This window comes from Phyllobacterium brassicacearum, assembly GCF_003010955.1.
Lineage (GTDB): Bacteria > Pseudomonadota > Alphaproteobacteria > Rhizobiales > Rhizobiaceae > Phyllobacterium > Phyllobacterium brassicacearum.
Genome location: NZ_PGGO01000024.1, coordinates 66,562 through 78,208, shown reverse-complemented (window position 1 = coordinate 78,208; position 11,647 = coordinate 66,562). Strand labels below are relative to the sequence as shown.

Sequence of the window (11,647 nt, the reverse complement as noted above, 5' to 3'; positions counted from 1 at the left end):
CGGATACGTCGATTCCGAGCAACTCGTCCACCTCAACGATCTTCTCGACCTCGCTCAACCTGCCGAGCTTCACACGATCTATGATGCGATGGACAACGCCGCCCGCCTCGACGGCAAGCGGCGCACGACCTGCGAGCTGGTCCAGCGTCTCAGCCGACGCGAGCCGCGGCTCCTCGTTGTTGAGGACGTACATTGGGCAGATCCAGAAACTCTCGGCGATTTGGCGAGCGTTTCGACCGCCCTTGGCGAATGCGCGGCGCTGCTCGTCGTGACGTCGAGGATCGAGGGTGATCCCATTGACCCCGCTTGGCGGAGGAGCACGGGCGGCGTTCCTCTGACGAGGATCGATCTTACACCGCTGCGCCGGGACGATGCACTTTCGCTGGCTGCCACGCACGTCGACGCCACGACGCGGTTCGCCCAAACCTGTGTCGAGCGTGCCGGCGGTAATCCGCTCTTCCTCGAACAGCTCCTGCGAACGGCCGAGGACGCGACGGGCAATGCCGTGCCCGGATCCATCCAGAGTGTCGTGCTGGCGCGCATGGACATGCTCTCGCCGCCCGACCGGCAGGCGCTGCAGGCAGCCTCCGTCCTCGGGCAGCGATTCCAGCTGCCCGAGCTGCGTGCGCTGATCGGCGACGATCGCTACGTCTGCGACGAGCTCGTCACCCGTTTTCTCCTCCAGCCCGAGGGCAGCGGTTTCCTCATTGTCCATGCCCTGATCCGCGACGGCGCCTACGCCTCCCTGCTCCAAGCGGGTCGGCGCGGGCTGCACGCCAAGGCCGCCGACTGGTTCGCGGGACGGGACGCGACGCTGCATGCTGAGCACCTCGACCAGGCGGGTGACCCCAGAGCGCCCGGCGCCTACCTCTTCGCCGCTGAGGAGCAGGCCCGCGCCTATCGTTACGAACGCGCGCGCCGGCTGGTCGAGCGCGGACTGGCTCTCGCATCGACACGCGACGATCGCTTCGCCCTGGCCCGCTCCCATGGCGAGATCCTGCGCGAGCTGGGCGCCACCGCCGAGGCATTGACCGCTTATCAGCAGGCGCTCGACGCGGCCGATCTCGAGGCCGATAAGTGCCGGGCTCGCACCGGCCTTGCAGGCTGCCTGCGGATGCTCGACAGGTACGACGAGGCGTTCCGCCTGCTCGACGATGCTGAGGCCGGCACCGCTGTCGAGGGGCTTGATCTCGAACTCGCCCGCATTCATCACCTGCGCGGGAACCTGCATTTCCCGCTCGGCCAGATCGATTTCTGCCAAGCAGAGCATGCCCGAGCCCTGGAGCATGCCCGGCGCGCCGGCTCGGTCGAACTCGAGGCCCGGGCGCTCGGCGGCATTGGTGACGCCGACTACATGCGCGGGCATATGCGTAAGGCCCGCGACCACTTCAGCCGGTGCGTCGAGCTGGCCCGCGATGAGGGCCTCGGCCGGATCGAGGTCGCGAACCTACCCATGGTCGGTCACTGCCTGATCTACACATGCGAGTTCGACCGAGCACTCGAAGTGGCCGGTCAAGCCTTGCAGCTCGCCTCTCGGGTGGGCCACCTTCGGGCCGAGATCATCGTGCACAATCTCCTCGCCGACGTGGGCCAATCGCGGAGTGAGCCCGACCGGTGCGAAGCATCCGCTCATCGACTGATCGAACTCGCCAGGCAGATCGGCTCGAAACGGTTCGAGGCGCACGCACTGCAGCACCAGGCCGAGGTCCTGCGCCTCCGCGGCCAACGGGCGGATGCCGAAAACATGCTCGAGGAATCGCTTGCGATTGCCCGCGAGAGCGGCCTGCAGTTTGTCGGCCCGTGGATGCTGGCTCAAATGGCGGCAACGACACGAGATCCGGCGCGGCGCGCCCGAGCCCTAACCGAATGCGAGGCGCTGCTCGCGCAGGGCTCCGTCGGGCACAATTACTTCTGGTCGTATCGGTATGCCATGCAGGCTGCACTCGAAGCCCGCGCTTGGGACGAGACAGAGCGCTACGCGCAAGCGCTTGAGGATTACACCAGGGCGGAACCTCTGGAATGGGCGGATCTGTGGACCGCCTGGGGCCGCGCCATCGCCGCGCATGGACGGCGGCCTACAGACCCGAGCTGCAGGGCCGAGATGCTCCGCGTCCGTGACGAGACCATGCGCGTCGGAATGATGGGAACCTTGCGATTGCTCGATCAAGCCCTGAATGTCAGCTGCTGAATGGCCGGAGGGCTGGCGTCAGCGGGAGAGAGTGCCGCGTTGTAAGGAGAAAGCCATTCAAGGACGGCAGGATCAGCAGCATGCTACACCGTTCAACAGTTCAACACACAGTGGACTTGAGATCGGGCGAGAACAGGAGCTAACCGCCCCGGCAACGAACACCCTTAGGCGGCCGGCAATAACCGATTTCTGGCGCTCTCGTGCAGGGGAACATCAGTTCTCCGGACCAGAAGCCGCAACCCCTGTGCTAGAATAGGTGGTTCGATGATTATGTTGACCAGATGATACGGCATTCTGGGGGTGCAATGGCGGTTCCACACGAGCCATTATGCGATCTTCGAAGCACAGATCGAGAACATCATCGCTGTGCATATTTGAAGAACCACGCAGCTAACTGAATAGCCCGACTTACGCTCTGGGATTCCTGGCCGCCGATCCTCCGCGCCCAACAGTAGTCGCGTCTACACTTCGCGATGCTGCCATCTGCGAGTTATTCAAAGGCGCAAACTCTGCGTCAGAGAGAGAATATAATGCCGACAAGCAATAGTGTGACCGACTTTCTTGGTATCCTGTCGGTCCTTGTACTCGTGGCTGCAAACGGTTTCTTTGTTGCCGCCGAGTTTTCCCTGGTTGCCGTTCGCAGAAGCCGAGTGGCTGAACTGGCCGCGGCCGGACGGCTGAACGCAACGGCCCTCCAGCGCGCCGTTCAGAATCTCGACGCGCATCTAGCAGCGACACAGCTCGGTATCACCATTTCGTCACTGGCGCTCGGCTGGATTGGCGAGCCTGCTCTGGCTCATCTCATCGAGCCCCTTCTGACCGGGTTGCTGGGGCCGTTCGCGACAGCTGGTGCTCACAGCATCGCTGTGGCTATAGCATTCATCATTATCACTGCGCTTCACATCGTTCTTGGCGAACTCGCCCCGAAAAGCCTGGCTCTACAGCGTAGCGAAGGCACCGCCCTTTGGGTTGTACGACCGCTCGGTCTGTTCCTGTTGCTGCTCAAGCCGGCGATTGTCAGTTTGAATGGCCTCGGCAATCTGGTGTTGCGACTATGTGGTCTGCGTACAGGAACCGGTGAAGAATCGCTGCACTCGCCGGAAGAATTGAAGCTCCTGATCTCCGCCAGTCAGGAGGGTGGCCTGTTGCACCAGGAGCAGCGGGAGATGGTCGAGCGAATCTTCAATATCGGCGATCGCCGCATCAGCGACATCATGACACCCCGACCGGATGTCGACTGGATCGACGTGGATGATGACCGAGATGAGAACCTGCGAACGATCCGCGACTGCCGCCATGAACAGCTTCTTGTCGGCAGAGGAAGCATCAATGCGCCCCTTGGCATGATCCTGAAGAAGGACATGCTCGACCAGGTTCTCGATCGGCGACCGCTCGATCCAATGACAATCATCCGTCAGCCCCTGGTCGTCCATGAGGCGACCCCGATTTTCAAGGTGCTGGAGCAATTCCGGGCGGCGCCGGTCCGACTGGCGATGGTCCTCGACGAATATGGCGAACTGGAAGGGGTTGTCACGCAAACAGACTTGCTCGAGGCCATCGCCGGTGACCTTCCCGAGATCGAGGGTGAAGAGCCCGATATCGTCGAACGAGAGGATGGCTCCCTCCTCATCGATGGCATGATGTCGGCGCAGGACGCGTTCGATCAGCTTGGTTTCCGGACACGTCCAGCCGCCGGCGACTTCCACACGATCGCTGGGTTTGCAGTGTTTCAATTGCAGCACCTGCCCGAGACCGGAGAGCAATTCAACTATGAGGGCTGGCACTTTGAAATCGTGGATATGGATGGCCGACGGATCGATAAATTGCTCGCACGCAGAAGAACAAACACGGAGGTTTCAGACGCCTCATAAGTGCCCTGAAACATCCTGGGCTGCGCCGATGCTGCTGCCGCACAAGACTTTCGCGCCGACTCTTCTGGACTCGATACTCAACCGCGAAGATTGTTGATTTTGATATTGATAGGAAGTAGCGAAGAAGTTCCGCCATCGGTTGATGGACAGCCTCAATCTACCGCGTGGCGGCGGTCCTCCACCGCCCTTTTCGGACGTCAATCCAGCACGCGACTGACGAATTAGCCATAGCAGTGTGCATACTCGCCCACCCGGAAATCGGTGGTGCTGGACTCATTGCCGTGGACAAGGCCTAATGCTGCGCGGGGATGGCGGGATTGCCGGGGGCGATTATGAGATCACCGCAGCAAATGACTGATGACGGCGATGTTCTCGATGCTGTCGTCATCGGGGCCGGCTGGGCCGGCCTGGGTGTCAGCTATTGGCTGGCGCGACGGGGCCTGCGCCACAGCGTATTGGAGCGGGGCCGCATAGGAGAGACCTGGCGCACACAGCGATGGGATTCATTTCGGATGAATACTCCCAACGTGCAGACCGTCATGCCGGGCGACTGCTATGACGGTCCGGATCCGGATGGTGCCCTGACGCGCGACCAGTTCGTCGCTCTCCTTGAGGATTTCGCCGGGCGCAACGCGCTGCCGATCGAACCGGATACTGCGGTAAGCGGACTCGCGCACGAGAATGGCGCCTATCGGATAACCACCTCACACGGCACGCTTTGGGCGCGCAACGTGATCGTCGCAAGCGGCAGCCTGAATTGTCCGGTGCGCCCGGTCTGGGCCGCCGTGTTGTCGCCCGCTCTCCGCCAGATCGACGCTTCCGGCTACCGCAGCGCCGCCGATCTGCCCGATGGAGCGGTGCTGGTTATCGGAAGCGGCCAATCGGGTGCTCAGATCGCGGAGGAATTGGCGGAAGCGGGCCGAACGGTCTTCCTTGCGACCAGCCGTGTCGGACGGCTCCCACGGCGCTACCGGGGTCGCGACATCATGGTCTGGCTGCTCGAAAGCGGGTTTCTCGACGGGCGCCGGGAGGAAGTCATTCGACTTGCGGGACGCATCCCGCCGCGTGGTGTGCTTGGGTCGGTGCATACGATAAGCCTTCAGGCGCTGAGCGCCCAAGGTGTCGTGCTTCTTGGGCGTCTCACCGGCATCGAGGATGGCGGCAGCCTCTCGTTTGCCGACGATCTCGAAGCGAATGTCCGCTTTGCGGATGAAGCCTCCGACAATATCAAACGCCATGTCGACGACTATATCAGCCGCGCCGGGATCGATGCACCCGTTGCGGAGCCCGACCCGGCGGAAACGGTCGCGATGCGTCAGCAGAACCCGACGATTGGTTCGCTCGATCTCTCCCGCTCCGGCATAATGAGCGTGGTGTGGTGCACGGGCTTTAAGGGCGATTTCAGCTGGATGAGGCTTCCCGATGCGCTCGACAGCGCGGGACAGCCTGTTCACGCGGATGGCGTGGCCGCCCTGCCGGGCCTTTACTTCGCAGGGCTGGACTTCGCCTCCACACGCAAGTCAGGCATCATCTTGGCGATCGCCGAGGAAGCACCTCGCCTTGTCGAACATATCGCAGGGCATTCGTGACCGCCTTTGGCATAGTCATGAAGCTCCTGACAGTCAGCGCCGGGATTAGGGTCAGAGGCCGGCAGATCGTCAGCCACCGCTTTGCGCCGCCACCACCAGTGTCACGTCTCGCCCCTTAGCGACGTTCCCACTGAGCGAAGGCAAAGGCCCCCAAGGATCAGCCAAAGACTTCGCTCCTGCACGACTGAATGTCTGCTATCGATTACCGCTGGAAGCGGTCGATTCCGGCCCGAACCAGTCGAAGATAAGCGAGGACCTGAATGTCTGCGTCTGGCGCCCAAAGCCGACCTTGCTGCGCGCCGGCGGCGAGGGTTTTTCGTGTGCCCGCAGGGTGTTAAACTGCCTCGGACTACACGGAGGATGTCATGGACATTGCCGCGTGGCTCTCGGGCCTTGGGCTCGCCAAATATGCCACGACCTTTGCTAAAAACGAGATCACTCCCGAAGTGCTGCCGCATCTGTCGGATGCGGACCTTAAGGCGCTGGGGCTGCCAATGGGCCCGAGGAAGCTCGTGCTGGCCGCGATTTCGGAACTTGGCAAGTCTGACATGCCAGCGGCCGGTTCAACGCCCCGCCCGGAAGCCGAACGTCGCCAACTGACGGTGATGTTTGTTGATCTCGTCGGATCCACCGCATTGTCAGGTCGATTGGACCCGGAAGAAATGGCCGAGGTGATCCGGACGTACCAACACGCGGTGGCCGCGGAGATCACGCGCATGGATGGCCACGTCGCGAAGTTCATGGGAGACGGAGTGCTGGCCTATTTCGGTTGGCCGCGGGCGCACGAGGACGAGGCCGAACGGGCGGTGCGGGCCGGGCTCGCCATTGCGGCAGCGGTCGCCAAGCTGGCGACGCCAGCGAACGAGGCGTTGGGCGCGCGGGTGGGCATCGCAACAGGCTTAGTGGTGGTGGGCGATCTTGTCGGCGAGGGCGCGGCGCAGGAGGCGGCCGTGGTCGGCGAAACGCCAAACCTGGCGGCACGACTGCAATCCCTGGCCGAGGTGGGCAGTGTGGTCGTGGCCGCCCCGACACGGCGGCTGCTTGGCGAACTTTTCGAGCTGGTCGATCTCGGCCATCACGACCTGAAGGGTTTCGCCACGCCGGTGCAGGCGTGGCTGGTCGTTGGCGAGAGCCAAGCCGAGGGGCGCTTTGAGGCGCTGCACGGGATGCGGCTTACCTCGCTCGTCGGCCGCGATCAGGAACTGGCCGTCCTCCTTGAATGTTGGCGGCGGGCCAAGGCCGGCAGAGGTCAGGTAGCGCTGCTGTCGGGTGAGCCGGGCATCGGCAAGTCGCGCATCGCGGTTACCCTGCGCGAGCGGCTCCGCGGCGAGGAATGCGTGTCTCTGGGCTATCACGGGTCGCCCTATCACACGAACAGCGCGCTGTTCCCGGTGCTGGACCAACTGCGGCGAGCCGCTGGTTTCGAGCATGAGGATACGCCCGAAATGAAGGTGGCAAAGCTGCAGACACTGCTTGCCCTTGCGGTGCCCGACCCAACATCGGCGATCCCATTGATCGCTGAGCATTTGGCGATCCCCACAGGCGACCGTTACCCGGCCCCCGAGGTTGCACCGGAACAAAAAAAGGCGAAGATGTTTCAGGCGCTGCTCGCCCAACTCGACGGACTTGCGGCCAAGCAGCCGGTATTCATGACGGCCGAGGATATTCACTGGTTCGATCCCACAAGCCTCGAGCTGTTTGATCGCGTCGTCGATCGGATCGAGCGGCTGCCGGTGCTGCTGGTTATTACCTTCCGGCCTGAGTTCGTGCCACGCTGGACCGGCCGACCGCATGTGACACTGCTGACACTCAATCGTCTCGGGTGGAGCGAAAGCACTGTGCTGATTGATCATCTCGCAGGTGGTCGGCCGCTTCCTGCCGAAGTGCAAGCGCATATTCTCGCCAAGACTGAAGGCGTGCCGCTATTCGTCGAGGAGCTCACAAAGGCGGTGCTCGAATCGGGACTGCTACGCGAAACCGGCGAGCGCTACGAGCTCACCGGCTTGCTGCCGCCGCTTGCCATCCCCTCGACGCTGCAGGATTCGCTCCTGGCTCGCCTCGATCGGTTAACGCCGATTAAGGAGATAGCGCAGATCGGTGCTGTCATCGGCCGCGAGTTCAGCTACGAGTTGCTCGCCGCGACCGCACAGATGGACGAGCCGAAGCTCAGGACCGCTTTGAACGAACTTATCCACGCCGAACTGGCGTTTTGCCGGGACACGCCCCCGGATGCAATCTACACCTTCAAGCATGCGCTCGTGCGGGATGCCGCCTACGAATCGCTCCTGAAGAGCCGACGCCAGCAACTCCACTGCCGGATCGCCACGGTCCTCCGCGAGCGCTTTCCCGACCGAGCGGAGGCGGAGCCGGAGGTGCTTGCCCATCATGCAACCGAGGGCGGTCTGCTCGATGATGCCGTATCGTACTGGCACAAGGCGGGCCTGCGCGCCAATTATCGCTCGGCCAACGCAGAAGCCATCGCTCACCTCTCCAGGGGCCTGGATCTTCTCGCGACACTTCCCGAGACTCCGGCCCGCGACAACCGCGAGATCGACCTCCAGCTTGCACTTGGCATTCCACAGCTCGCCGCCAAGGGCCATAGGTCAGCCGAGGTCATGGCGGCCTACACACGGGCACACGCGCTGTGCAACAGACACGGCGGCGAGACATCCCGACTGTTCCCCGCCCTGCGTGGCCTGTGGACCGGCTATCGCGCCCGGGGACAGATGCGCACGGCGCGTGACCTCGCCGACCAGCTCGTCACGATCGCCCGGCGCTCGGGGGACCAGTCCCTGCTGCTGGAGGCCCATCACGCGCAATGGACGACACATTACTGCCTCGGCGAGTGGCGGTCAGTATGCGAGCACACCGCACAGGGTTTCGCTCTCTACCGACCTGAGCATTTCTCTCACGCCTTCATATACAGCGGTCACGACTCTGCGGTGTGCGCCACTGCCCACGAGGGGGTAAGCCTGTGGATGCTCGGCTTTCCGGACCGGGCGCTGGCCCGGGCGGAAGAAGCCGTGACCCTGGCCCGCAAACTGGCCCACGCCCCGAGCGTAATGCAGGCCCTTTCGCTTGCGTTCGTTCTTCACTGCTTTCGCAACGATGCCGCCGCGGCTCGGGAAGAGATCGAGGCGATGTCGCAGATCGCGCATGACGGGATGCCCCGCTGGATACCCGATGCCAACCTGCAAATGGCCTACATCACTGCGCTCGGGAGCGAACAGCAAGCTCGGGCGGGCATGACCACGATCCAGGAGGCGCTGGCAGCCGACGAAGACGTGGAGGCAAAGGGCTTTTACGTGTGCCTTTTCGCCAGCGTCTGCGGACTTGCCGGCGAGGCAGAGGCCGGCCTGAATGCTTTGAAGCCAGCAATAGAAGAGGTGGCGGCCACCGGCGTGCGCCTCTGGGAGTCGGAACTTCACCGGATTGCTGGAAATCTCCTACTCGGCTCCGCAACACTCGACCTCGAGCAAAGCGAAGCACATTATCTCCGCGCCATCGAGGTAGCTCGGGAACAGCACGCCGCATCCCTTGATCTGCGCGCATCGACCTCGCTTGCCCGCCTGTGGGCCCACCGTGGGGACCGGCAGAAGGCCTACGATCTGCTCGCCCCTGTCTACGCCTGGTTCACCGAGGGCTGTGATACGCGCGACCTCGTCGATGCCAAGGAATTGCTGGACCAACTTCGATAGTTGCAATTGCGAACGGTCAAAGATCGTACCGAGCAACCTCACCTTCCTTCCGCAGTCTGCTCCACGACGCACGCTCAGCTGAGCGACTTCAGGGGAGTCCTCTAATGTCACGGTGGCTTGGCAATCGTCATAGCTGGAGGGGCTCGTCTTTCCCGACCCGCGTCAATCGAGCTTTCAAAAGACCTATCTCGCAGAGCGGAGGAAAGGGGAGTAGAATTCCTGAGGCCGAGCGTTCTTATCAACCGAAGGACCCAATAGCGAGGCTTCACCTTGCTGGAGAGGGTGCCATGGGAGCAGATCATGCAGAGCGGCGGCTGGTTGCAATTCTCGCCGCTGATATTGTGGGTTATTCGCGTCTTATCGAAGCTGACGAGGCTGGCACACTGGCCGCAATGAGTGCGCTGCGATCCGAAGTCATCGACCCATTGCTGGCCGAATATCACGGGCGCATAGTCAAGCTGATGGGCGACGGGATTGTCGCGGAGTTTGGTTCGGTCGTGGAGGCAGTTGGCTGCGCCGCGGCGGTACAACAACAGCTCGCCAATCGCAAGGAAAATGTGCCCGATGAGCGCCGCATCGTGCTCCGAATTGGCATCAACCTCGGCGACGTCGTAGTGGAGGGCGATGATCTCCTTGGTGATGGCGTCAATGTTGCGGCTCGGTTGGAGCAGTTATGCCCGCCGGGAAGCGTGCTGATCTCTGGCACCGCTCACGAACATCTCTCGGGCAAGCTCGATATCCGCTTCGACTTCACAGGCGAGCAGCATCTCAAGAATATCGCACGGCCCGTGAAAACCTACCAAATGGAAGTCGCGGGCTCTCCGCCCGTGTTTCCGCCCCCGATACGCTCCGATAAACCCTCGATTGCGGTCTTGCCATTCGAGAACATGAGTCGTGATCCCGAACAGGTTTATTTCAGCGACGGCATCACGGAAGACGTTCTCACTGAGCTGTCGCGGTTCGGTGAGCTCACGGTAATTGCCCGCAACTCCTCATTCGCATTTCGCGAACAACGCACGGACCTGCGTGAAATCGGGCGCAAGCTCGGTGCGGGCTATGTCGTCGAAGGCAGTGTCCGACGGGCCGGAGATCGCGTGCGGATTACGGCGCAGCTCGTGGAAGCAGAGAGTGGGACACACGTGTGGACCGAGCGTTACGACCGCGCCTTGGAGGACGTCTTTGCTGTTCAGGAGGAAATTTCACAGAACATTGTCGCGGCGGTCGCTCAGCGGGTTAGGGACGATCGCGAGGTCGCGGCGCGGCGGCGTCAACCGGAAGATATGCGCGCATACGACTTGTTCTTGCAAGGGCACCGCTTGTCCGACGACTTCACGCCCGGAACGCAGGACAGAGTTCTCTCGCTATTTGAGCGAGCAATCCAGATCGACCCGACTTTTGCCAGGGCTTATACAGGCCTCGCTTACGCCCACCTCAATCGTGCGGTTGACCATGGCATAGGCGCATCGCGGGAAACGGACGAGAACAGGATAAGGGCATTGCGCTTGGCCGAGCAGGCTCTTGCCCTCGATCCGAATGATCCAAGGGTTCATTGCACCCTCGGCTTCATGTGCCTGACCTGGCGGGATTTCGACAGAGCCGAACGCCATCTGGATTTAGCCCGATCCATGAATCCCAACGATGCCATGATCCAGATCATCTGGGCATGGATGCAGGGGGCGTTAGGGAGACCGGAACGTGCGCTGCCTGCGATCCAAATCGCTTTCAGGATCAATCCGCGCCACCCGAGTTGGTACAACTACTATCTTTCACACATCCTGTTTCAGCTCGGACGTTACAGTGAGGCCGCTGTGCTGCTCGAACAAAGGACTTTCGATAGCCCTTCGCGGCACCCGCGCGACATGGCTTGGCGAGCCGCCTGTTATGGTCATCTGGGACGGGTCGAAGAGGCCCGTCGATGCGGCGAAATATTTGCGCAGGCGGTCCGGGACTTGTGGCAAGGAGATCCGAGCGCTGGAACGAAAGAATACGTCGATTGGGTTGTCGATGTTTCGTATTTGCGTGAGCCTAACGATGTGAAGCGTTTGCGCGCTGGCTTGCGCCTGGCGGGATTGCCGGCTTGAGGCGTCTGCAGTAATGCCGTGCCCGTTGTCTCGGACAGTAACGGCACGCATCGAGGTCCAGCAGGCATTCGGGCTTCCTGGATTAACCGCGGGAAAAATCGGATTTCGGCTAATGATAAGGACGAACGGGGGCCAACAGATGGACCGCTACATGGCCGACGATTTGGACGCTGCCGCGATGCGGTTCCACTTGAGGCCTTATGCGACTTTCGAGACACAG

The 11,647-nt window shown here is 62.2% G+C and carries 5 protein-coding genes; all 5 read left to right on the top strand.

The window, feature by feature from the left end:
* Positions 1-2,188, top strand: a 2,188-nt coding sequence (locus CU102_RS23825) for an ATP-binding protein (RefSeq protein ID WP_106713568.1), incomplete at its 5' end; no start/stop codon positions are given.
* Between the two features lie 530 nt (positions 2,189-2,718).
* A complete protein-coding gene (locus CU102_RS23820) occupies positions 2,719-4,059 on the top strand; it encodes a hemolysin family protein (RefSeq protein ID WP_106713567.1) in 1,341 nt (446 codons plus the stop codon).
* Between the two features lie 332 nt (positions 4,060-4,391).
* Positions 4,392-5,648, top strand: coding sequence for a flavin-containing monooxygenase (locus CU102_RS23815; protein WP_245425499.1), 1,257 nt, complete (start codon positions 4,392-4,394; stop codon positions 5,646-5,648).
* Positions 5,649-6,013: 365 nt separating this feature from the next.
* The gene (locus CU102_RS23810) at positions 6,014-9,346 is read left to right on the top strand and encodes an adenylate/guanylate cyclase domain-containing protein (RefSeq protein ID WP_106713566.1); all 3,333 of its coding nucleotides are present in this window, start codon (positions 6,014-6,016) and stop codon (positions 9,344-9,346) included.
* Between the two features lie 287 nt (positions 9,347-9,633).
* A complete protein-coding gene (locus tag CU102_RS23805; protein ID WP_106713565.1) occupies positions 9,634-11,427 on the top strand; it encodes an adenylate/guanylate cyclase domain-containing protein in 1,794 nt (597 codons plus the stop codon).
* Positions 11,428-11,647 lie beyond the last annotated feature (220 nt).

What these genes read in the sequence shown, in the direction of transcription:
- CU102_RS23820 (WP_106713567.1), top strand. Translation starts at nt 2,719, where the DNA reads ATGCCGACAAGCAATAGTGTGACCGACTTTCTTGGTATCCTGTCGGTC.
- CU102_RS23815 (WP_245425499.1), top strand. Translation starts at nt 4,392, where the DNA reads ATGAGATCACCGCAGCAAATGACTGATGACGGCGATGTTCTCGATGCT.
- CU102_RS23810 (WP_106713566.1), top strand. Translation starts at nt 6,014, where the DNA reads ATGGACATTGCCGCGTGGCTCTCGGGCCTTGGGCTCGCCAAATATGCC.
- CU102_RS23805 (WP_106713565.1), top strand. Translation starts at nt 9,634, where the DNA reads ATGGGAGCAGATCATGCAGAGCGGCGGCTGGTTGCAATTCTCGCCGCT.